The organism is Nostoc sp. (genome assembly GCF_036917975.1).
In the GTDB taxonomy this organism is placed as follows: Bacteria; Cyanobacteriota; Cyanobacteriia; order Cyanobacteriales; family Nostocaceae; genus Nostoc.
This window is the reverse complement of record NZ_JBALEJ010000099.1, coordinates 37,141-61,006: the sequence shown is the minus strand read 5'-3', so window position 1 is coordinate 61,006 and position 23,866 is coordinate 37,141. Positions and strand designations below refer to the sequence as shown.

The window sequence follows — 23,866 nt, the reverse complement described above, 5'->3', positions numbered from 1 at the left end:
TGAATTCCTCGAACCGTAGCTTCAGCAAGCTTTTGATAATCCAAAATCCCAAATCTAAAATCTAAAATTGTCTCATGCTTCTTTCGACAACAGCTTGCCAATCGTGCGATTTTCTGGCGTAAACGTCTCCTTTGCCACCCGCACAATATCAGTCGTCGTCACGGCTGCAATATCATCCAACTGCTTAAACAAATTCCGCCAAGAGCCAGTTTTCACCTCATATTCCAACAATTGTTGAGCCATCCCCGTATTAGAATCGAGGGTACGCAACAAACTTGCCCGTGCTTGGGTTTTCACCCGTTCCAAATCAGCCGTCGCTACAGGCTCAGTTTTTAATTTGTCAATTTCTTGCCGCAAAGCCACCGCCAACTCATCAACTGTATGACCAGGAGCCGTGAGAGCATAGAAAAATATCAGATTTGGGTACTTATCTCCAGGAAATCCGCTATAACCTTGGGCATTTAGTGCCAAACGCTGCTTTTCTACCAAAGACTTATACAGTCGCGACGTGCGTCCATCACTTAATAAACTGCCAATAATTTCATAGACTGCATTATCTGGATGAGTCACCGCCGGACGGTGATAACCTTCTAAATACCAGGGTTGAGAAGATAGCTGTAAAGTAACTTCCCGTGTTTGTTTTTGTGGCGGTTCCACCGGAATTTTTTCCACAGCTTTGGTTTTTGCTTGAAAGCGGCCAAAATAAGTTTGCGCCAGTTTTTTCACTTGAGCGGGATTGACATCTCCGACAATGGCAATGGTCAAATTACTTGGTACATAGTGAGTATCAAAAAACTCCTGGACATCTTCTGGTGTCAGATTGCGAATATCTTGGTCATAACCAATCACCGGACGCCTGTAGGGATGGACTTTGTAAGCCGTATCGATAAATTTTTCCACCATCAAGCCAATGGGGGAATTTTCCACCCGCATCCGTCGTTCTTCTAAAATTACATCTTTCTCTTTATAAAACTCACGACGAATTACCGGATCGAGAAATCGTTCCGACTCCAACGACATCCAAAGTTCTAGCTTATTAGCAGGAAAGCTATAAAAATAACGAGTGGCTTCAGTAGAAGTATTGGCATTTAAACCCACGCCTCCCGCTTGTTCGACAATTTGCCCCAATTCGTTTTGCTTGACTAGCTTGGCTGCTTGCGATTCTACTTGCTTAAATTCAGTTTCTAAGCGAGCAACCTCATCTTTTTTGCCATCGGCTTTCGCGGTTTTAATTTGGGCATTCAATTGCTCTAAGGCTTCTAGTAGCGGTTTTTCTTTTTTGTAGTCTTGTGTACCGATGCGCGTTGTACCTTTAAACGCCAAATGTTCCAGAAAGTGAGCTACACCCGTTTTTCCATCTACCTCATCGACACCACCAACATTTGCATAGGTAAGAAAAGAAACCACAGGCGCTTGATGCCGTTCCAAGACAATGAATTTCAAACCATTATCGAGGCGAAACTCCGTTAACTGCTTGATGACTCGATCTAGATAAGGTTGGATCGAACTTTGAACTGGCGGGGTTTGAGTTTTGGTTTCTTGAGGAGGTGCTGCTGTCTGAGTTTGAGCGAGAGCAACTTCTGGTAGCAATCCCCACGAGAAGATGATCCAAGTCAACAAAGCGATCGCCAACCGCCGCAATATGACAGATACTCGATCTGACCAATCCAAAATCCTCAATTTAAAATCCAAAATTGACCGACTGCTCTGGCTCATAAGCGAAAATTACGATAAAGTTACATTACCTAAAAAACAGGATACTTAGTAAAAGAGCGTTAATCTTGTATTAAGCTTTCAGTGGCTCTTTATGCCTAACGTTAGACAATAATGCTACAAATCCTGTTACGGATATCTAACCATAACTGTTATGCGAATTTTTAATTCTTCCCCACCTTCAGAGGCTCAGACGCGCACCCGGATTTTAGAGGCTGCACAACGGTTGTTTGCCTCTCAGGGATTTGATGGTACTACCACCCGCGATTTAGCACAAGCAGCAGGTGTAGCTGAAGGCACTCTATTTCGTCATTTTCCCAATAAAAAAGCAATTTTGGTGGAAGTAGCCACAAGTGGCTGGGTAGAGATTCTTACAGATTTGCTCACAGAGTTAAGTGAAATGGGCAGCTATAAAGCCGTAGCGCAGGTGATGCGCCGCCGGATGTGGAATTTCCAAAAAAATGCCGATTTGATGCGCGTTTGTTTTATGGAGGTGCAGTTTCACCCCGATTTACGCGATCGCATTCAATTAGAAGTTATTACCAAAATGACTGATGTGGGCGAAGCATTCTTTCAAACAGCAATGGATAAAGGCATTTATCGTCAAGGGGACGCCAAGCTAGTTGCAAAAGTTTTCTTAGGAATGTTTGCGATCGCAGGTTTTTCTAACAACACCCTCATCGAACCTGATGCCTCCCCCCAACAAATGCAGGAAATGGCCGAAGGACTGGCTGATATTTTCCTGAATGGTGTCTTGGTTAAAGAGTAGGGAATTGGGGACTAGGGACTGGGGATTGGGGATTGGAAAGAAACTTGTTCAATATTTCTCGCTTATTTCTCCCAGTTAAGGCAAGAGACGCCGATTTATCGCGTCTTTGAGATTTATAATTTTCATCAAAAAACCTTAACCGAACGGTATTGAGTCCCCAGTCCCCAGTCCCTAGTCCCCAGTCCCCAATCCCTAGCCCCCAGTCCCTAATGTTTTCGCTTGCTGACTCCACTGTTGTACTAACTCAATTGCTGGACACAAATCTCGGCGCTGCATTGTGGCTACTTGCAAGCGCATAATTTGTTGGTGCAATCTGTGAGTAGGAGTTTGAGCTAACTGCACCACAGAACCAATACCCGCATGGAGCAATAAACCACAATATTGTGTCCCGACGCTGGGAATACGCGCCAAGTCAGCTAAAGCCATCCATTTATTTACATACTGAAGATGAATCTGTAGTTTATTTGCTAATGCTAGTCTTGATTCTAAAGTTTTACCTTGTTTGAATAGCGCTACTGTGCTGGTAATTCCACAATTTTGCAGTTGAGATTGTTCCTCGTGGCTCAGTCCAGGTAATTGCTCAATTGGCCAATCACGAGATTGGATAGTAGTTCTACTATCTTGGTGTTTAGCAGACATTTTTGAAATAAAAATATAGGCTTGTTTAAATATTGTGACAGTTGTTTCTTCGCAAAATGACGCTTTTGCAGTTTAGTGTTTGTATTGACGTGCAATTTTAAGCCAACCTGCTGCAATGCCATTGCATCGTCTGACAAAGTCATTGCATCGCCCGACAATGCTATTGCATCGCCCGACAAAGTCATTGCATCGCCCGACAAAGTCATTGCATCGCCCGACAATGCCATTGCATCGCCCGACAATGCCATTGCATCGCCCGACAATGCCATTGCATCGCTCGACAATGCGATTGTTTCGCTTTACAAAGCCAAGAGGGTTTCAAGCCCCACCCCTTGTGGGTGGCTCCTCTCCTGCCTCCTGCCTCCTTGACTTTTGAATTAAATAGAACAGGGGACTTACTTCGCCTGAATTGGCGTTAGGGCTACACCTTGATAATAATGTCCCAAAATTTGCAGGTGGTTCACTCCTTGCCGAGCCAGATTGTACGCTCCCCATTGACTCATACCTAAAGCATGACCGTAGCCAAGCCCTTGTAGTACAAAACTACCATCGCCTCCCTTGGTGACAGTAAAGCGGGTACTTTTTAACTTGAGGGCTGTTCGCACTTCCTCGCCCTGTAGAAATTTTGTGCCCTTGTTGCCGACAATTTTTAAAACTTTAACACTGCGAAAAGGTGAGTATGTCTCTGGAATCATCGCCGTCACACTGCCCACCTCAGGAAATTTAGCGCTAATTTCACTGGGTGAGAAGGTTTTCACCCAATTACACTCGCTGATATTTTGATCGTAGTCTTCAACAGCACGTAGATAAGGCTCGTTGCTTCCCCAAACATCTTCCACGTTTTCGGTGTGTCCCCCAGAACAAGCGTGGAAGACTGAGAGAATAATCTGGTTTTTGTAAGTTAGTACCTGCCCTAGTGTGGAATCCACTGCGGCGTAAGTGGAAGGAGCTTCACTGATGACACCCTTGTAAATTTGCCAATGATCGGGGGTATTGCCTAAATCGTAAACGGGATTATTCCGTTGTTTTTCTCGTTCGTAGAGGGCATAGGTACGGGCTGCGATCGCCTGGGCTTTCAGCGCCTCTTGGGGCCAGCTAGCATCCATTTCGCCACCGAGAACGCTGTAGAGATATTCTTGGTCATCAACCCAGTTAACAGCTGTTAAGCCTTTGTCTGTGGGGACAACCAGAGTTCTGCCTCGATACCAGCGATCGCCAATGTAAACAAATCCTTTACCAGTTGGCTCAATCCAAAATAAACCAGACTGCCACTTATCTAAAGCCACTCCGCCAGGAACGGCTTGGGCATAATATGCACTCATCGCTGGCAACTGTCCCAGAGTCCGGCCAGTACTATCCTTGACGATCCCAGTAGTGGAACTGCCCACTTTTACCTGATTAACGCCCCTTTCAATTGCCACGCGCAAGATTACAGACGCTTGGGCTGGGGCAACCAAAGCTATCCACAAAAGGATACTTACCCACCAATGACGTACTTTAATCTGAGAAAATAAAGAGCCTAAGTAAAGTTGGAATTTCATACCGATCATCTAATCACACTAGTATCTAATTGACGCTCTGGATTATGGTGTCTACCACTTTAAGAAGGGACACTTTTCCAACGCCGGAAGTTGCCACCTCCTACTAATTATGCATTTTGCTTTAGCTATAAGGTAGAAATCAGGTGAAGAAGGCAGGAAAAGAATAGTTCTTCTCTACCTCTTTCCAATCCCCAATGCCCAATCCCCAATGCCCCTACCAATCTACGATGCCAATACCTTTTGAGAATTGCTCACTTCATTAGCAATAATTCCAATTAAATTCAATTTACTTAAAATTTCTATTGCTTGAGTCAGTTCAGTTCGAGTCACTTTCCCCATGCGCTCTACCATGACAATCCCATTGCAAAAAGATGCCACAATTCTGGCATCAACCGTCCCTAAAATAGGTGGAGCATCTATCAGTACTAAGTCATAATTTTGCTCAAATAACTCTATTAGTTCTTTCATCCGTTGAGAACTGAGCAACTTCACCGTGTCTTCTGGTTCCGGGCCAGCAGTCAAAATATCAATGGAGGGGTGAATGGGCTGGATATAATCTTGAAAATCAGTAGTTGTCTCATCAACTAATAATAGAGATAATCCCCAGTCATTGGATAGTTCTAAGATTTTGTGCAGGCTAGGATTCTGCAAATTAGCATCAATAACTAATACCCGTCGATGCATCCGTATAGCGCTAGTCACAAGCCCTAAGACTAAGGTTGTCTTCCCTTCCCCTGGTAGTGCTGAAGTAAACATCAGCGACTTGAAAGGTAAGGGATATTTTAATATTTGAATATTTTGGTAGATCATGTCCAGGGTTTCATGGATGGGCAATTTAGTAGTAGCTTCTATTGCAGAAGACTCTGAACTTCGCCGCCCATTCCAAGATAGTCCCAGCCGCCGCTTTTTGACACCATAGGACGGTAGCTTTGGTACTGACCCCAATACACGTAGATTCGTCAGTTTCTTTAAATCTCCCACACAATAAATAGCGTCATTAAACTTTTCCAAAATTAGGGCTGCTAAAATACCTAAAATCGGCCCAATTACTGCTCCCCCAACCAAAAGAAATAATCTGGCGCTCCCCATATAAGTACCTGGAGAAGGTTCTGCTAAAACTTGCCAGTTATATCCTTCCTGAGAAATTTTAAGTCCCAAAGACTGTTGTGCTTGCAGCAGTTGTTCAAGGGTTTTGTGACTACTTTCTACCTTTGGGAGCAGACGGTTATACTCTGCTATTATGCTTGGGTATTTATTTAGCTCAGATCGAAGTCGCTGTTCTGACTCGGCTAAATTCTTTTCATTGGCAGTTAGCCCTAAAACAGTTGTCTGTACCAGCATAAACTCATCTACTAGCCTTGGATCAACCCCTAAAATTTGCCCTTTTAAGAACGGTTCTCCCTTACTGCTAGTAGTAATAGCTTTCACTTCTTCTCGTAATAGCGAGAGTTGACTTTGCCGTTGCTGCTTTAGTTTTTGTACCGATGGATAATCGTCTGTATAGCGGAGCCTCTCTTTAGCTAAAGTTAATTCAGTCTTTTGAATTTCACTCAATAGTGTTTGGTAACGGCTTGACTGATTTAAACGAGAAGAAATTAGTGTATTTTGCTGGGATGAAGACGCTATTTGTTGCTCTAGATTATCGTAGCGAGCATTTACATCTTGAAGGTTGGCACGAGTGGTTTGTAGCTGTTGTTGAATATCAGTTAGAGACTCTAGCAGTATTTTACTTTGGATTTCAGGATCAACCAATTGATGTTTCTTGCGAAACTGTTCTAAATTTTTATCAGCTTTACTCACCTCTTTTTTTATCTCAGGTAGGCGAGTATTTACAAAAGCTAATCCCTGATTTAGACGTTCTTTTTGTTGTTGTTTGTTATAGTCTTGATAGACTTTTTGTAGAGCTTGAAGTACTCTTTGTGCTTTGACTGGATCATCATCATTGAAAGAAACTTTAAATACTTGATGAAAAACTTTATTTGCTGCTATACCTCCCTCTTCGGGAGTTACTTCTAGAGGTGATTTTTTGTTATTTTCTTTTTGACCATTTATATCTTGTAAGGTAATCTTAGGATAATCAGAATGAAGTAAATCGACGGCTTTCTGAAGTAACTTAGAACTCAGCATGAGTTTCATCTGAGTACTGGAATCAAAAACTTGAAAATTGGAATCAGTAACTTGAGTATTTTCCTCTGCTGGGATATTATTTGTCTGTGCCCCTTCAGATAAATTGGAATTCACCAATATCTGCATATTGCTCTGGTAAGTCGGTTTGGTAATGATAGCCAAAAGACTAGCAGCTGACATAACTACACAGGAAACGCCCAAGATTAGAAAGCGTCGGCGAAGCAAAATAGCAGATAGTTGTCTGATGTCAAATGCGCCTTGTGCTGAAGTAGTAACCTGTTGCTCTGGATTCAGACTAGTCTTAGCCACTATCAAACTCCTCTAATATCGAAACAATATATTTATTTGGAAGATTTATGAGAAATGTGAAATGATTTTTTTTTACACCTAATAGCTGCAATAACATACTTAAATTCTTCTTCCAACGATGACAAGCTCACTTGGCACAATCTTATGCCAACTGGGGCTTTCATGTTCATCAATTCACGCATATAAACTCTTAATCAGTGTTGGAAGAATAAATTTTTAATAAATATTTTATTTAAGGAAGAAAAATCTTGACGAAAAATTAATTATTTTTCCTAAGTATTTAAGTAGAAAATTATCTAATTTACAACACTACTATAGCAATCCGATTTGATTTCTGAATCACTTGTACAGGTAAGGGACTGGGGACTGGGGACTGGGGACTGGGAAGAAGGAATAAAGGTGTACTGAGTTTTGTTCAAAAATCAAATATGAGTCCTATATATATTAAAGTTATTTTGATAACTTGTAATCGAAAAAACACATTAAGAGAAATATTTCAACCATAGTACTTGTATATGATTGATACACTTAGTTAACCTAAATTGTTGGTTAACTAGTTGACTTATTTTAGTAAAACTAAACTGCGGTCTATTTGCTAGACGTTATGAGTTTGGTTGCTAAACTCCAAGATAGAGCCTGGTTAATTCTAGATTTTAGATTAAAAAAGTTCAATCGAAAATCCAAAATCTAAAATCTAAAATTTAAACGCCTACCTTAGTTAACTCTACTTCCCGTCGTCTGGGTACTTCATGAATCATAAAATCGTAAGCCATGTCAGTACGGGGAAAAATAGCACGGGCTTCCTTGAGGAGATCCTTCAACTCCAAGGTATTTCCGGGAGCATAGCGGGGACTAAAATGACTCATAATCAGCCGATGTGCCCCAGCAGCTAAAGCTGTTTGGGCTGCCATTGTGGTTGTGGAGTGCAATCGCTGAAAAGCCATGTCTGCATCTTGATGGGCAAAGGTTGCTTCGTGAATTAATACATCAGCATCATGAGCTAATTCGACTGCACCATCACAATAAATTGTGTCTGTACAATAGGCAATCTTTCGACCAATTTCTGTAGGGCCGCACAATTGAGCGCCATCAATTACCCGTCCGTCAGCAAGGGTAACAGTTTCACCGCGCTTGAGTTGACCATAAATGCGACCAGGAGGAATTTGTAACTCCTTGGCTTTTTCCACATCAAAGCGTCCTGTGCGGTCTTTTTCGGCTACGCGGTAGCCAAAAGCTGTAATGCGGTGATGCAAATTACCACAGCTAACGGTAAAGTCATCGTCTTCATAAATTACCCCTGGACGGATAGCGTGAACTTTGATCGGATAAGAAAAGTGTGTGTAGGAGTAGCGTGAGGCGGATTGAATGTAATCATTTAATCCAGGTGGCCCATAGATATCAATTCGTTCCACATTGCCAGCCAAGCCGCAAGTAGCAAGAAGTCCCATCAAGCCAAAGATGTGGTCGCCGTGCATGTGGGTGATAAAAATTCGGGAGAGTTGACTGATTTTCAGTTCACTCCGTATAATTTGATGCTGAGTACCTTCGCCACAGTCAAATAACCACAGTTCTGCCCTTTGGGGTAATCTCAGGGCGACGCTGGAAACATTGCGCGATCGCGTGGGTACACCGGAACTCGTCCCTAAGAATGTTATCTGCACAGTGTTCTTTAGTCTTCCTATTGCTCAATTTGCAGCTCTATTTTCTATAGTGGCACGGTTAATGAGTAAAATACTTAGGATTTTGGGGATTGGGGATTGGGGATTTGGGGATTTGGGGATTTGGGGATTTGGGGATTGGGCATTGGGCATGGGGCATAGTTAATAACCAATAGTTATTATTTTCCCTTAGTTAGTACAGACAAACAAAAATTCTGTGGTGGGACTCAAGGGCACTACAGGGGAAATTAAAATAATCAAATAATTAGAAAAGAAATTACAAAAGAGTTGTTAGATTGACAAACTGGATGTTTGCTGCTTATGCAATATTATCTATGAGGCGATCGCGAATTTTTTTGAGTTGGTCTTGAGTCTTAATTGGCTCTCGCGGTGCTGGCAATTCAGTATTTGGCCAGTTAGATAAATCATTGCAGGGACATAACAACGCCGGCATACCGACGTTTCGCTTGGCTACTGGCATACTGCAACGGCCACAAGGCAGCATATCCCATGCTAGTGTCAGCAATTCAGCAATGGTTTCATGAGTACCTTCTAGGTAACAGTCACCAGAATCGGGTGAGATAATTTTTTGCCAGCACTCTTCAAATTCTTCACTATAGCGATCGCCATTTAGCACCGATAGCGGCAAAAAGCTTGCCTCACCGTTGCCCGTAATCACTTTCTTACCCAACTGAAACCAGTAGGCAAGATATTCTCTAACTTCTTGTTTGGTTGCCATAAGATAATTTTAGATTTTAGATTTTGGATTAATTTGAATCAAGGGTTAAGAATCTTGACTTCTGAATGTTCCAGCATCTTCTCTGTTTGGCAACGGCGAACCAAGGATGCTGAGATTGAGGACATGACCACCAGTCACTAAATAAACAGTTTCGCTGAGTGTACTTAGCTGGCGGACTAAAGAACCGAGGCGATCGCGGAACTTCCTCCCAAGGGGATAAGCTGGGATCACACCCCAACCGACTTCTTCTGCTACAAATAGCATATCAGCAGCAACCAATTCCACCGTCTCTAATAACTCTGCAAGAATGTTTTCCCAGCTAGATTCGTCCTGTTCTAGGAGATTAGCAACCCAAGTTCCTAAAGAATCAACTAAAAGGCAGGTATAGGGTTTGGCATCGGCGAGAGTCGCAGACAGTTCCACAGGTACAGATAAAGTTACCCAGTCTTGGGGACGACGTTTTTGATGTTCTAAAATGCGTTGATGCCATTCTTGATCGTCTGGGTTATCGGTGGCTGTTGCTACGTAAACAACAGCTTTTCCTGACTGTATGGCCAGAGTTTCCGCCCATTCACTTTTACCAGATCGTGCTGGCCCTGTTACTAAGATGATTTTACCCAAAGTTGTTTACAACCCCTTCGGGGCGGGAGTAGGGAGTAGGGAGTAGGGAGTAGGGGAAGAAATTAGCCCCGAACGCGAACAGCGTCTCCCTTTGGGAGAAATTGAGGTTTAAAGCCGTACTTCGTCTCGCTACACGCTAACGCCTACAAGTGGCGCGAACGCGAACAGCGTCTCGTCAGAGAAAAAATACTTGTATCCCAAGGGTTGTTGAAACCCCGACGCCACTTGCTTTATGCAGGGTTTCCCGTCCACCGCAGTGGCTCTCCGATGAAAAGCTTTCTTAGTTTCCCCACTCCCCACTCCCTACTCCCTAATCCCTTTCATTGAGTATTTTAACAATATATCTACGGTTGCAATTAATTTATCACCACAGTTTTTTACTTCATCGGTAAGATTTTTGGTTTCAAATAACTTTTAAGGGATAAAATTAGCACCAGCATCATTGATGCTACAACTGGTAAAAGCCAAAAATCCCAACAACCCCATTTTTAATTATTCAATACCACTGGGGACAGCAAACTTTAGGATATTTTTATGAACGCAGGCTTAAAACGCATTGAAGCAACTCTACACGATTTAGGGAATCGCGGTACTGCCTCTGCCGCTGAAACAGTTGATTCGACAACAAAACGGCCTTTCTCCTTTAGAATCAGTGTGGGAGCCAACGAACCCACAGAAAGTACACCAACTCAATCTTCTCAGCATGGGGAAGTAGAATCACAAGGACAAACTGTTGACTGGGGTGTAGATACTGAGAGTGATTATCCTTCTGAACAGAATTTCTTTCCTCACCATGAATCTGTGCAGACCTTTCAAGCAGAAGAGAATGGTAACAGAACACCCAGCCTACCAAAGTTGAAGACTCCGAGCTTTAGTAACCATCGTCACGGTGCTAATCCAGCATTGGCGATGAATCTATTGCAAGAAATTCAGGAAACTGTCGCTGGTTGGCAAATAGAATTACAAAGTATTTTGAAGCAAATTCAGGATATTTACTTAGAAGGGCCAATTGTCAATGGCTGGTTAGAATCTAATCCCCAAGAACCAGAACCGGGAGGAACTGCAACACTGCGCCATGCGGAAGTTGACCGCTTAATGAACTACGTAGAAGAAATTTGCGCGAGTGGTGGGAAAGTATCTTATCAATCATCGATTACTGGCTATCGCCTCTGTGGTGTAGACGATACTGGTAAAGTCTGGTCGCGCCCATGTCCAGCAGATCAGGTTCCCAATGTTAGCATGGCGATCGCTCGTTACCAAAAGTTACGTCAACTGTTAGGGCGCAAGCAATCCTTGGAAACCCGTCTGAGTCAACTAGCCCAAACTCTTGTAGTTTTACACGGTCATATTCAACAAACGTGAAGTTTTAAAGATTATTTCCGAAGAAACTCGGTTGGTGAGTCAGTAACTTTTGGTTTAGATTAGCTCTCAGCAGTTGTGCATTGGATTTAAGATTTTAATCTAAAATCCCAAATCTCAAATCCAAAATTAAATCTATGCCAGACACCCAAATCTCTGCCATTATCTGTACTCACAATCGAGATACCTATTTAGGGGCTGCAATTGATAGTCTTTTAGCACAAGATTTTGCTACTGACTTTGAAATTGTAGTAGTTGATAATGGATCTAGCGATCGCACTCGTGAGGTTGTAGAACAAAGGGCGCACAATCCCCGCCTAAAGTATGTTTTTGAACCCACCATTGGTTTATCTGTCGCCCGTAACACGGGTGCAAAAGTAGCCAGTGGTGATATTCTTGCTTATTTGGATGACGATGCCGTTGCCAGTCAGGGCTGGCTACAGGTTTTATATTTTGCCTATTACAATAACTCTAAACTAGCGATCGCCGGAGGCAAAGTCACTCTCATCTGGCCCCCAGGAATCCAACAACCACGATGGCTATCTCCAGGGCTAGCTGCAAATTTAGGTGCATACGATTTAGGTGACAGCAACATCTACATTGAGCAACCTGGCTCAACACCTAGAGGCTTAAATTACTCTATCCGCCGCAGTTTTTTGGAAGAAATTGGCGGTTTTGATCCTCATCTCGGTCGAGTGGGGAAAAATCTGTTATCTAATGAAGAACTGCAAATGACCGAATTTGCCCTACAGCGTGGTTGGCAAGTCGCTTATCTTCCCGAAGCCTTAGTCGCTCACAATGTAGCCCCAGAACGCCTCCAACGCTCCTGGTTTTTAAACCGAGGTTGGTGGCAAGGTATCAGCGAATGCTATCGAGAACAACTCGCTGGTAAAGCTGGAATCGCTCAATTGCAGCGAGGTAGCGAACGGTTTGTGCGCGGCTTGTATAAGGCATTGCAATATTTCTCCGATCCAGCAGAACGGTTTGATAAACTTGTTTATGCTTATGGTCAGATTGGTTACTTAAATGCTGCTATTCAAGGCCTTTTATCTACATCAAATAAGAAATAAACAAGAATGGATAATTCAGAATACTTTCCCGTTGCAAATTCAACCACCATCTGATTGTAGACCTTAAAATCTACGATTTGGCAATGGTTTAAAATCCTAACTTCTAACCTAACTCCTAAATATATGCCATCTAAAATACCAGTTTCAGTACTAATTCCAGCAAAAAACGAACAAGTAAACTTACCTGCGTGCCTTGCTAGCCTTAGCAGAGCAGATGAAATATTTGTAGTAGATTCTCAAAGTACCGATAACAGTATAGAAATTGCTAAAAGTCACGGTGTAAATGTCGTGCAATTCAACTTTAATGGGCGCTGGCCCAAAAAGAAAAATTGGTCTTTAGATAATCTACCTTTTCGGAACGAATGGGTACTAATTGTAGATTGCGATGAGCGCATTACCCCGGAACTTTGGGAAGAAATTGACCAAGCAATTCAAAACCAGGAATATACAGGTTATTATCTCAACCGCCGCGTGTTCTTCTTAGGCAAATGGATTCGCTATGGTGGTAAATATCCCGATTGGAATCTACGTTTATTTCAACATAAAAAAGGTCGCTACGAAAATCTAAATACAGAACATATTCCGAATACTGGTGATAACGAAGTTCACGAACACGTGATTTTACAGGGGAAAGTTGGATATCTCAAAAATGATATGCTCCACGAAGACTTCCGCGACCTTTACCACTGGTTAGAACGCCATAACCGCTATTCCAACTGGGAAGCCAGTGTTTATTTTAATATTCTCGCAGGTAAAGATGATAGCGGTACTATTGGCGCAAATCTATTTGGTGATGCCGTGCAACGCAAACGCTTTTTGAAAAAAGTGTGGGTACACCTGCCATTTAAACCAATTTTGCGGTTTGTTTTGTTTTTTATTATTCAACGCGGTTTTTTAGATGGCAAAGCCGGATATATTTATGCACGCTTGCTAAGTCAATATGAATATCAAATTGGTGTTAAACTTTACGAATTACGTAACTGTGGTGGTCACTTAAATACTGCAACTATCCCCAAGGAAGGAGCAGGGGAGCAGGAAAGCAGAGAAGCAGAAGGAAAGTTATTGACCATTGACTCCTAAATATACCAATTTTAGATTTTGAATTTCAAATTTTGGATTGAAGGAAAAATTTAAAATCTAAAATCTAAAATCTAAAATCTAAAATTAAATGACTAACGATGAACCTTTCGTAGATTTACGTAAATATGACCAATCTTGGTTTGACCGGGGGCGTCCAAGTTGGTATATTTTATTCTGGTGGTTTGTACAAGCGATCGCTTTTCCCCTCACTCCTCAACCTTTAAATATTCTGCGTTCTGCTTTGCTACGATTATTTGGCGCTCGCATCGGTAAAGGTGTTTTAATTCGACCTACCGCCCGCTTTACATACCCTTGGAAAGTTACGATTGGTGACTACAGTTGGATTGGAGATAACGTAGTTTTATACAGCCTAGAGCAGATCCACATCGGTGAACATTGCGTAATTTCCCAAAAAAGTTACCTATGTACTGGTAGCCACGATCTGCAAGATCCTGCCTTTGGATTAAAAACAGCAAGTATCACCATTAATAATGGTGTATGGGTAGCAGCAGATTGTTTTGTTGGGCCAGGAGTGCAAATCGGGGCTAATGCCGTAATTGGCGCTCGTAGTAGTGTTTTTACTAATATGCCCTCTGGGCAGGTTTGTTGGGGAAGCCCCTGTCATCCCAAGACAGTGAGGATAAAACTTGATCCTTCTATAAACTCGTAATTTTATATATATTTATTTGCTTTTGGAAAAGGAAAGTGCGATCGCTACAATCTTATAGCTAAAATTGCAAGTAGCAGTAGGCATATCCTGCACTACTTACAATTTGCAGTGCTATAACTCAGAGGCTATGTATTTTTATGCACATATCAGATACTTGTATTTCCAAGCTATAAGCTCTATTTTATAGTGCCAAATATTTTATTTTAAAGGCAAACAAGTTCGAGAAGTTTTAAAAAAAATTATAAGAGGCAATTATGAATTTTCATAATAATGAAAAAGACGTAATTTTAATAGTTGATGATAACCCGATTAACTTACAGTTATTGATCGATTTATTAGAGTATTACGGCTTTAAAGTTTTAGTAACCGACAATGGGAGAAATGCCGTTGGTATGGCAGAATATGCCTTACCTAATTTAATTTTATTAGATATATTAATGCCAGTAATCGATGGTTTTGAAACCTGTCGGCTTTTGAAAGCAAATCCAGTTACTCAAGATATACCCATAATATTTATCACTGCCATGAGTGACAAGGTGGATAAAGTCAGGGGTTTGAATCTTGGCGCAGTAGATTACATCACTAAACCTCTAGAACATGAAGAGGTTTTAGCTAGAATAAATACGCATTTACGTTTACGAAACCTGACAAAAACACTTACAGAGCAAAATAAACGTTTAGAGATGGAAATCTTGGAGCGGCAGCAGGTAGAAGAAAAACTGCGATGTCATTCAGATGCCTTAGATGAATGGAACAATAGATATCATGCACTAATTCAAGCGAGTGGTCAGATTCTCTATGACTGGCATCTGCATACCAATGATATTCAATACGGTGGTAATGTAGAGGGAATATTAGGTTACTCTATACCTGAGATGTTAGGAGGTTTGAATCGTTGGTTAGAGTTGATTCATCCTGATGATAGAAACTTCTTTAACGAAGAAGTTAAACGTGTTTTAACTACAAAAGAACGATTCCATCTTGAATTTCGGGTATGTTGCAAAAATGGTACTTACATCACAGTTGAAGACAACGGGTATATCTTTTTAGACTCTACAGAGAAAGTTGCTAGAATGGCGGGCTTTATAATTGATATTACCGAACAACAAGCCGCGCTGCGCGAACGTAAAGAAGCAGAACAAAAAATCCGTGAGCAAGCAGCTTTACTTGATATCACCACAGACGCGATTATCGTTCAAAATTTGGTTGACCAAATTCAATTTTGGAATAAAGGAGCTGAACATCTCTACGGTTGGATGGCAGAAGAAGCAATAGGCAAGAATGCCAATCAACTTTTGTATCGAAAGCAAAGTCTTTGCGACCTGAAAAATATCCAGAAAACTTTAGCTGAGAGTGGTTCATGGCAAGGTGAGTTACATCAAGTTACAAAACAAAGTAAAGAGATAATTATTGCTAGTCGCTGGACATTAGTAAATGATGATGAGAGACAAGCTAAATCCATCCTGATTGTCAACTCCGACATTACAGAGAAAAAACAACTCGAAGTGCAGTTTCTCCGGGCCCAGCGAATGGAGAGTCTTGGCACTCTAGCAAGTGGCATTGCCCACGATCTTAATAATGCACTGACTCCCATAATGATGACAGTACAACTTTTAGAAGCAAAGCTCCCGGATGAAAAAAGTCAGCAATGGCTGACAATCATGGAAACAAATGTTAAACGTGCAGCAGATTTAGTTAAACAAGTGCTGTGGTTTTCACGCGGCTCTGTAGGTAACTTTAAACCCTTACAGGTAGAGAATATAATTTCTGAAATTGAAAATATTGTTAAGCAAACATTTTCCAGAGCGATTGAAATCCGCATTGATGTTCCTGGGCAAAACCTGTGGAATATCTTTGGCGATGCTACTCAGCTACACCAAGTACTAATGAATCTCTGTATTAATGCTCGTGATGCTATGCCTAATGGCGGTATCCTCAAGATTTATGCGAAGAATTTCTGGGTTGATAGCTACTATGCCCGAATGAATATTGATGCTAAGGTCGGTTCTTACGTGATGATTGGTATCTGTGATACAGGTACAGGAATTGCCAGAGAAATAGTAGATAGAATTTTTGAGCCATTTTTCACAACAAAGGAACTGGGTAAAGGTACAGGGCTTGGTCTTTCAACAGTGCTTGGCATTATCAAAAGCCATAGCGGTTTTGTGAATGTAGTTACTGAAGTGGGCAAAGGCACTGAGTTTCAAGTTTGCCTACCCGTAACGCAGACAATTGATACAGATGAGAAACTGGCTGAAAATCAGGAATTACCAGCAGGACATGGAGAATTGATTCTTGTTGTTGATGATGAAGATTCAATTCGAGAGGTGACTCAAACCTGGTTAGAAAAAAATGCCTATAGAGTTTTAGTAGCTAGTGATGGTATTGATGCGATCGCACTATACGCAGAACATCAACAAGAAATTAGTGTGGTGTTGGTTGATATGATGATGCCATATATGGATGGGCCAACAACTATCAATGTTTTAAAAAAAATTAATCCAGACATCAAAGTTATTGGTGTTAGTGGATTAGCCTTTAATCATGAAATGATTAAAAACCTTGGTAATAGTGTCAAAACCCTTTTGTCTAAACCCTACACTTCAAGCGACTTGTTAATAAATTTACAGATGGTGATTAGTACAAAGTAGATTGGGGACTAGGGACTGGGGACTGGGGACTGGGGACTGGGGACTGGGGACTGGGGACTGGGGATTGATTATTTCCTTCATCTCCCTCATCCTCACCTGCTCCCTGCCCCCTGCTGCTCCCTGAATCTTCAGGCAAGAGCAGTGGTAATATATTCTCATGGCTGCTCTAATCCTTGCTATTGATGAACAAACTATTGGATGAAACGCTGTCAATCAAAATTGCTGAACTGATAAACAGCAGAGCTAGTACTCCGTTTGATAATGCTTACAAAGCTGCATTGTCCACTGAAGGAGCAAGATATATTCAGGGATTTTTGGCTTTTGCTGGGAAGCCATACAGACCTGTTGAACACAGTTGGATTGAAGTAGGCGACGCTTCTGATATCCGTATTATCGATCCTACATTACCGCATCTGAACAAAGATCCCCAAGAACTCTGGTATTTTGCAGCACATAGTCTGACTATTAAAAAACTGAAAGCCATCATTGAAGAATCAAAAGAAGATTATCCCGAAGATGACCCATTGCCAATCTATGGCGATCCACCTTATGAATATTATGGTGATGTAATGTTAGGTGGTCAAGACTATTTGACGGCATATCAAGCCGCAGAGGCTAAGTGCAAAGAAATCAACGAACTCAACCCTGAGAGAAATTAATAAAACTAAATTAAATAATTCATAATTACGAATTACGAATTACGAATTACGAATTATTTAATATGATTTACCATCACTGCCAAAGTATTCTCTATAGCCACAAATTTTGTCTCCGCGCACATCAAAAGAGACTGCTACCCGATTTTTGTAGGGCTGTCCGAATAAAGGGCCTTCGTCCCGAAACTCAAAGACAGCAGTCGTTTCATTACTTGTAACACGGTCTAGACCAGTCAGCTTCAACCCAGGACTAAAAGATTCAAAAACGTACTCGAAAAACTCTCTAGCTCGCTCTTTTCCCACATTTAAACCGTGAAATTTACCCATTGGAAACCAAAGGGTAAAATCTTCTGTGAGCATATCTAATAAAGCTTCCCACTCCCCAGTTGACATGCCGTGTGTAAGATTATCAAATGCCTGCCGAGCAACTTTTAAAGTATTTTCTGAATCTTGTGTCATTCTCACTCCCAACTAGTACAAGAAGGTAAAAGTAAAAAGGCAAAAGTAAAAAGAAAGAAGGCTTATTTTGTAAGCTTTCTAGCTATTCTAAATGGGTGGTTTATTTGCGCCGTGTTGTACTAGATATAGCATTTCCCGACAAGCGTAAGGTACACCCGTAAGGGTACGGTACTGCCCATTAGTGTCAATTTAACGCGAAACCGCTTGTCCGCCGGGAATTGAAATTCCCTGGCGGGCATGGAAGCCAACAGTTAAGCTATTTCCAGCTTAAGTTGACACCAATGGGGAGTAGGGGCAGAATAACAATGCCCAATGCCCCATACTCAATTACATAACCGCAACACGAGGCAGACGATGCTTGAAACCGCAGAGAATTTCCCAGGAAATAGTATTTAGTTGCTTTGCCCAATCATCGGCTGAAATTTGTTCTTTTCCCTGTTCCCCTAGTAAGGTGACTACTTCTCCTTCTTGGATATTAGGTATGGCACTCACATCCAGCATCAACTGATCCATTGTAATTGTCCCGATTTGCGACACTCGCTGACCGCGAATTAACACCTGCATCTTGTTGGAAAGACCGCGAGGAACACCGTCAGCATAGCCAATTCCCACTACGGCGAGGCGAAGTTCACGCGGGGCAATAAATTTATGACCGTAACTAACAGCTGTTCCTGCGGCAATTGTTTTAACTTGGGTAACTCGTGCCCTAAGTTCCAAAACGGGCTTGAGGTCGATCGCATTTTGTAAATGCGGTGCTGGGTAGAGTCCGTAAACGGCTAAACCTACTCGCACAATGTCGTAGTGCAATGCCGGATTTGTGAGTGCGGCGGCTGAGTTGGCCAAGTGCAAGCAGGGTACTTGAATTCCCATTGCTTTGATTTGAGCGATCGCATCCTCAAATCGTCTATGCTGTTCTTCCATTACCGTAGTATCAATATCGTCTGCTGTTGCCAAATGAGAATAAATACTGGCAATCTCAAGATGTGGTAAACGCTGTACTAATTGCACAAATTCGCCAGCTTGTTGCCAATTAGTTCCCAACCTCGACATTCCCGTGTCTAATTTGATATGTACGGGTATTGGAGAACCATAATTCATGGATTCCAGAGTATCAGAAAATACTAAAGCTTGTTTAGGATTACAGAGTGTGGGCTGGAGTTTCCAATGTGCGATCGCATGAATCTGTTCTGGTGTATGAGTTGCCCCTAAAATCAAAATGGGCGCTTGAATCCCGCCTTCTCGCAATTGAATAGCTTCTGGAACTGTAGCCACTCCCAGCCAACTAGCTCCCGATTGGATTACGGTTTGGGCGACTGTCACCGCACCATGTCCATAGGCATCAGCTTTGACTACTGCCATCAACTGGGTACGCGGCGATAAAAACCGTACCAATTGCTGTACATTGTACGACAACGCCCCTAAATCAATTTCTACCCAAGCTCGTTGCGAAAACCACGCGTAGGTGTCGCACTGCTGATCTGTAACTACACCAGGGATTCCTTTGCCACTTAACATTTGTACTGACTCCTATCCCACCACGGCTAGACTTTCAAATTATCTATCTATACACGCTCCTAAAAGCGAGATCAGATTAAATAGGAAGTTTAACCTTCATATTGGAATTGATACAAGATGTTGCAGCACTAAAGTAAAAGTTAGGAGTTGAGAGTCCTAACTTAATTTCCAAATTCTCCCGAAAGTATAATTTATTCTCATCTCCCTCGCAGGGTGTATTTGTGTTAATATATTGTAAAACTCATACCCTGAGCGCAAATAATGGGGAAAGTTTTAGTCTTAAACGCCTCTTACGAACCTCTCAACATAACGAGTTGGCGTCGCGCTGTAGTTCTTTTAATCAAGGGCAAAGCAGAACGCGTGGAACACAACGGTAAATTTCTGTACTCGGATTTCCCGTTGCCGACCGTGATCCGGTTGCGTCATTACGTACGCGTTCCTTATAAAGAAATTCCTCTGACTCGCCGAAATATATTGCACCGTGATGGTCATGCCTGTCAATACTGTGGTTACACAGGTGATGAGTTGACCCTAGATCATGTAATACCGCGATCGCGCGGCGGCGGCGATACCTGGGAAAACATTGTTACCGCTTGTGTCCGTTGCAATGTCAAAAAAGGTAGTCGGACTCCCCACGAAGCCCACATGCCTTTGCGTCATCCTCCCCGCCAACCTTATAGCAGTCTCTATTTCGAGGTCAGCAAGCATCTTAAGAGTGGACTGCATACAGAATGGCAAAAGTATGTCATAGGTCTTTGAGCAAAAAAAGCAGAGGAACAGAGGGGAAAGAGCCAATAACTAAAGTTATGGAATGTTAAAAAATTAGCGGCTCTATAGCTTGCAAAGAAGCAGAGTGCTTCAACGCTCGCTCAAGCCTCTAAATTTGTGTATGAGTTTTCCCTTTGCTCCTCATCCCTGCCTTGAAAGTGCTGAGTGCTGAATGCTGAGTGCTGAGTAAAAATAACAGTCCCCAGTCCCCAATCCCCAATCCCCAATCCCCAATCCCTAATCCCCAATCCCTAATCCCCAATCCCCAGTCCCCAATCCCCAATCCCCAGTCATTCTTTCACCCTCCTGTCTTGTGCCTTTTTCCATTAGGCTTTGCTCTGAACGATCAGAATTTTCAAAGGGGATATAAACACACATTGTTCATCAAAAAAAAATAATTGTTAATTGCTTAATAGTCACAATAATGGGAATATTAAGCATAAGAATATTTAAAATATCAAAGACTAATCCTAAAGTATAAGATAGAAAGTATATCCTAAGTCAGAGAAAAATCCCGCCGATCAAATTTACGAAAGAGAAAAAAGCCCCTAAAACAGATTTATGCTGCCAGTCAACTTACTTGCTGTATGCCCTTTAGTGGAATTTAATTGATGTTAAGCGCTGTTACTGACAAAAAATATACTTAGATATATAGTGCAATGTTTTGATATTTTTGCGAAGATCATAATAATGTGGCTAAATTCAGTGAATTGCTGCTCGTAGTATTTCTGAATTAAAGGAGCCTCACACTTTAAAAAAGTTCCCTATGTACTTTAATTCTCCCGTTACTCAGTTTGAGAGTTTGTCGTTGATCACAGAGCCAAACCCAGAGGAACCTGAAATCGAGAAAACGCCAGTGGAAGTTGCATTTAAGAGTCCGCCATTATCGCCATCGGTAGGTGATGGGGCTATATATCTCAATCAGCGTGGTAATTCGCTGGCACAACAAAAAGCAGAAGAACTGCAAAAAACCCTTTTGGCACACCGACACGATCGCCAGCTGGTAATTCTGCAAGATTTTCCCGATCCTGATGCCCTCTCCTGTGCTTGGGCCTATCAGTTAATTGCCCAGCAATATGATATCAAATGTGAAATAATTTATGCTGGTGCATTGAGCCATCAAGAGAATATTGCCTTGGTAAGACTGACGAACTTACCGATCCAACGCTGGACAATGCAAACCTTGAAAACCAAAGATTTGTCATCTTATCAAGGTTTTGTCTTAATTGATAACCAGGGAACCACTTCACAGCTACTTTCATCGGTGCAGCAAGCTAAAATTCCCCTAGTAGTACTCATCGACCATCACAGTATCCAAGGCGATCTCCACTCAGAGTTTGAGGATATCCGTCCTTATGTAAGAGCGACGGCAACAATTTTTACTCAATACCTCCAAACGGGATTATTAGCATTAGATAGCAGCATAAATCAACACGTCAAATGTGCTACTGCCTTGATGCACGGCTTGCGATCGGATACAAATCGGCTGATGCAAGCGCAAGAAGAAGACTTTATGGCAGCTGCGTATTTAAGCCGATTTTATGACGCCCAACTGCTGAATGCCATTTTACAGGCCAACCGTTCCAAGCGGGTAATGGATGTGATCGAGCGATCGCTAAAAAATCGCATCGTCCAAAATAACTTTTCCATTGCTGGTGTTGGTTATTTACGCTACGAAGACCGTGACGCCATCCCCCAAGCGGCTGATTTTCTCGTCACCGAAGAAAACGTTCACACCGCCGTAGTTTACGGCATTGTTCACGATGAAAATGAAGAACTAGAAATAGTCATTGGTTCCCTGAGAACCAGTAAACTTACCCTTGACCCCGATGAATTCATCAAAGAAGCTTTTGGACAAGATAGTGCAGGGCGCTTTTTCGGCGGTGGAAGAACAAGCGCAGGTGGCTTTGAAATTCCGATGGGCTTCTTATCTGGCAGCAACGAAAATTCCGCTTATGCAAAAATGAAATGGGAAGTATTCGACGCTCAAATTAAGCAAAAATTGTTGAGGTTAGTTAATCCGAGAGACAACCCGATTCAGTCGGAGTAGAGGGAACTCAAGGATCATTGGTATCAACTTAACGTGAAAGCTGGTTCTAGACTTGCTTTTAGATTGCCTCGTTCCCAGTCTCCGACTGTGAATGCTGGTCTTTGGGGCTGCCGCCTCTCTTACTGGCGGCTCTGCCGCTTTTGAGTTGCATTTCCAGCCTCCGGCTGGAAACGAGAGCGTAGGCGTAGCCCGTCGAAGACATCGCTGTACTTCAGAAAAGCGATATCATAACAATTAAACCGCTCTAAACAGTAACATTTACATACAATAATGGAAAGATTGCTAAACATCCATATTGAGAAATTACCTGAAGGCGTTTATTTAGCAACATCTGATGAGCTTCAAGGTTTAGTAGCTCAAGGACGGACTGTTTCTGAAACTTTAGAAATTGCTCGTGATGTAGTGATTAAATTAATGAAATTACAGTATGGTGATTGTAAATTACCTGGGTGAAATTTTGGCAATCAGCAGATACTAAGTTAAGTTTGCCATGTCAACTAGTAGAATTTTTTGATTCTAGCTGAACGCTCATCTTGTTTAACTGTAAAATTTCCACTGCACTGCAATTGTTGAAGTAACAGCAACTTCCGAAAAATCCAACAACGCCTCTCCCAAATTCTCTAACTGTTCAGCAGATAAATTACGAATCTGCTCAACTAATGAGCCATCAATATCACCAAAACGCCGTTTAAGTAGACGACTAATCAATTTAAACGCTTCCTTTTGAACGATATCTTGATAAATTACAGACTCTTTCATAATATCCTCCCGTAAAAATTGCCGAACCAAATCCTTTTCAAACCGCAAACCCGCCAGAATTTCTACACAACCTGCAATATTTTGTCGCTCCTCCCTATCTGGAATTGTAGCCACTTGTTCAGCCACTTGTGCCAACAAAGTTTGCGGCGAGTCAGTTCGCGTCAAACTTGCTAAAGGTAACAGCGCCGGATTAACTAAAAATAGTGTTGAATCTTGCTCCCAAAGACGAACAACCTGATATTGGTGAATCGTTGTGTTGTCCCGATATTCTTCGGTAAAAGCCATTTCGTTAGTAGTTTCCTGCAAAAAGATTAGTACTTGCACTACAGAACAACGGTATTGGCGCTTCAGCCTCACAGAATAATCGAGCATTCGGAAATTAAGCGCCGGATTGGATTTCGCCAAAGTTTGAAATTCAATGTGCAAAATTTGGTTAGCTGCTTGCAAAAATGTCACAGAATCCGCGCGAATTGGTTCAAGCGTCAGTTCCGTTTTTAAGACTTCAATTTGTTGCACCTCTATCCCAAGTAACCAACGCACAAACTCGGCTGGATACTGTTCAGCTAAATATTTATACTAAAAACGGATGATTGCTAGACTTTTGCCCAGGCAAAAATCTTTGTATATCAATACTATTGGCGATTTTAAAACTAAAGCTGCAACCCGTCTTTAGTATACAAGCGTTGTCGTAACTCACCGTCTTCCTCTTCTAC

22 protein-coding genes are annotated in these 23,866 nt (G+C 41.9%); 10 read left to right on the top strand and 12 right to left on the bottom strand.

Annotated features, from left to right (window positions below; all coding sequences use genetic code 11):
* Positions 1-72: 72 nt before the first annotated feature.
* The gene (locus V7K76_RS30240; protein WP_335030347.1) at positions 73-1,716 is read right to left on the bottom strand and encodes a M16 family metallopeptidase; all 1,644 of its coding nucleotides are present in this window, start codon (positions 1,714-1,716) and stop codon (positions 73-75) included.
* 151 nt (positions 1,717-1,867) lie between these two features.
* Here V7K76_RS30240 and V7K76_RS30235 point away from each other — a divergent pair, with 151 nt between their 5' ends.
* A complete protein-coding gene (locus tag V7K76_RS30235) occupies positions 1,868-2,482 on the top strand; it encodes a TetR/AcrR family transcriptional regulator (RefSeq protein WP_334706830.1) in 615 nt (204 codons plus the stop codon).
* Positions 2,483-2,674: 192 nt separating this feature from the next.
* Here the strand turns inward: V7K76_RS30235 and V7K76_RS30230 are convergent, their stop codons facing one another.
* The 7 genes from V7K76_RS30230 to cobU form a co-directional block, all read right to left on the bottom strand.
* A complete protein-coding gene (locus V7K76_RS30230) occupies positions 2,675-3,121 on the bottom strand; it encodes a DUF4332 domain-containing protein (RefSeq protein ID WP_334777888.1) in 447 nt (148 codons plus the stop codon).
* Complete coding sequence (locus V7K76_RS30225) at positions 3,046-3,405, bottom strand: hypothetical protein (protein ID WP_334777887.1); 360 nt, start codon at positions 3,403-3,405, stop codon at positions 3,046-3,048. Before V7K76_RS30225 ends, V7K76_RS30230 begins: the two co-directional genes overlap by 76 nt.
* 111 nt (positions 3,406-3,516) lie before the next feature.
* A complete protein-coding gene (locus tag V7K76_RS30220; RefSeq protein ID WP_442936701.1) occupies positions 3,517-4,662 on the bottom strand; it encodes a SpoIID/LytB domain-containing protein in 1,146 nt (381 codons plus the stop codon).
* Between the two features lie 222 nt (positions 4,663-4,884).
* A complete protein-coding gene (locus V7K76_RS30215; RefSeq protein ID WP_334777885.1) occupies positions 4,885-7,098 on the bottom strand; it encodes a GumC family protein in 2,214 nt (737 codons plus the stop codon).
* 701 nt (positions 7,099-7,799) lie between these two features.
* Entirely contained in the window at positions 7,800-8,759 is a 960-nt protein-coding gene (locus tag V7K76_RS30210) for a ribonuclease Z (protein ID WP_334777884.1), read from the bottom strand.
* 316 nt (positions 8,760-9,075) lie between these two features.
* Positions 9,076-9,495: a hypothetical protein gene (locus V7K76_RS30205; protein ID WP_334777883.1), complete on the bottom strand. Its 420-nt coding sequence runs from the start codon at positions 9,493-9,495 to the stop codon at positions 9,076-9,078.
* 45 nt (positions 9,496-9,540) lie between these two features.
* Positions 9,541-10,116, bottom strand: a complete 576-nt coding sequence (gene cobU / locus V7K76_RS30200; protein ID WP_334777882.1) for a bifunctional adenosylcobinamide kinase/adenosylcobinamide-phosphate guanylyltransferase — start codon at positions 10,114-10,116, stop codon at positions 9,541-9,543.
* Between the two features lie 534 nt (positions 10,117-10,650).
* Between cobU and V7K76_RS30195 the strand changes: the two genes are divergently transcribed.
* From V7K76_RS30195 to V7K76_RS30170, 6 genes are all read left to right on the top strand, one after another.
* Positions 10,651-11,478, top strand: a complete 828-nt coding sequence (locus tag V7K76_RS30195) for a hypothetical protein (protein WP_334777881.1) — start codon at positions 10,651-10,653, stop codon at positions 11,476-11,478.
* 134 nt (positions 11,479-11,612) lie between these two features.
* A complete protein-coding gene (locus V7K76_RS30190) occupies positions 11,613-12,545 on the top strand; it encodes a glycosyltransferase (RefSeq protein ID WP_334777880.1) in 933 nt (310 codons plus the stop codon).
* A 123-nt stretch (positions 12,546-12,668) separates the two neighbouring features.
* Positions 12,669-13,625, top strand: a complete 957-nt coding sequence (locus V7K76_RS30185; protein ID WP_334777879.1) for a glycosyltransferase family 2 protein — start codon at positions 12,669-12,671, stop codon at positions 13,623-13,625.
* 88 nt (positions 13,626-13,713) lie between these two features.
* Positions 13,714-14,295 carry a hormogonium polysaccharide biosynthesis acetyltransferase HpsU gene (hpsU, locus tag V7K76_RS30180; protein ID WP_334777878.1) on the top strand — a complete coding sequence of 194 codons (582 nt, stop codon included), beginning with the start codon at positions 13,714-13,716 and terminating at the stop codon, positions 14,293-14,295.
* Positions 14,296-14,549: 254 nt separating this feature from the next.
* On the top strand, positions 14,550-16,946 hold the full coding sequence (locus tag V7K76_RS30175; protein ID WP_334777877.1) for a hybrid sensor histidine kinase/response regulator: 2,397 nt from the start codon (positions 14,550-14,552) through the stop codon (positions 16,944-16,946).
* 182 nt (positions 16,947-17,128) lie between these two features.
* Complete coding sequence (locus V7K76_RS30170) at positions 17,129-17,605, top strand: hypothetical protein (protein WP_334777876.1); 477 nt, start codon at positions 17,129-17,131, stop codon at positions 17,603-17,605.
* Positions 17,606-17,662: 57 nt separating this feature from the next.
* Here V7K76_RS30170 and V7K76_RS30165 read toward each other — a convergent pair whose 3' ends face one another.
* Positions 17,663-18,061: a nuclear transport factor 2 family protein gene (locus V7K76_RS30165; RefSeq protein WP_334777875.1), complete on the bottom strand. Its 399-nt coding sequence runs from the start codon at positions 18,059-18,061 to the stop codon at positions 17,663-17,665.
* A gap of 327 nt (positions 18,062-18,388) precedes the next feature.
* Positions 18,389-19,576 carry an alanine racemase gene (gene alr / locus V7K76_RS30160; protein WP_334777874.1) on the bottom strand — a complete coding sequence of 396 codons (1,188 nt, stop codon included), beginning with the start codon at positions 19,574-19,576 and terminating at the stop codon, positions 18,389-18,391.
* 261 nt (positions 19,577-19,837) lie between these two features.
* Between alr and V7K76_RS30155 the strand changes: the two genes are divergently transcribed.
* Entirely contained in the window at positions 19,838-20,335 is a 498-nt protein-coding gene (locus V7K76_RS30155; protein WP_069070622.1) for an HNH endonuclease, read from the top strand.
* Between the two features lie 775 nt (positions 20,336-21,110).
* Positions 21,111-22,394: a DHH family phosphoesterase gene (locus V7K76_RS30150; protein WP_334777873.1), complete on the top strand. Its 1,284-nt coding sequence runs from the start codon at positions 21,111-21,113 to the stop codon at positions 22,392-22,394.
* Between the two features lie 58 nt (positions 22,395-22,452).
* On the opposite strand, the gene V7K76_RS30145 is transcribed toward V7K76_RS30150, so the two are convergent.
* Positions 22,453-22,596: a hypothetical protein gene (locus tag V7K76_RS30145; protein WP_335030346.1), complete on the bottom strand. Its 144-nt coding sequence runs from the start codon at positions 22,594-22,596 to the stop codon at positions 22,453-22,455.
* A 68-nt stretch (positions 22,597-22,664) separates the two neighbouring features.
* Here V7K76_RS30145 and V7K76_RS30140 point away from each other — a divergent pair, with 68 nt between their 5' ends.
* Complete coding sequence (locus V7K76_RS30140) at positions 22,665-22,847, top strand: type II toxin-antitoxin system HicB family antitoxin (RefSeq protein WP_334777872.1); 183 nt, start codon at positions 22,665-22,667, stop codon at positions 22,845-22,847.
* Positions 22,848-22,931: 84 nt separating this feature from the next.
* Here V7K76_RS30140 and V7K76_RS30135 read toward each other — a convergent pair whose 3' ends face one another.
* Positions 22,932-23,693 (bottom strand): DUF4351 domain-containing protein, encoded by a 762-nt coding sequence (locus V7K76_RS30135; RefSeq protein ID WP_334777871.1) that lies wholly within the window; start codon positions 23,691-23,693, stop codon positions 22,932-22,934.
* Positions 23,694-23,866 lie beyond the last annotated feature (173 nt).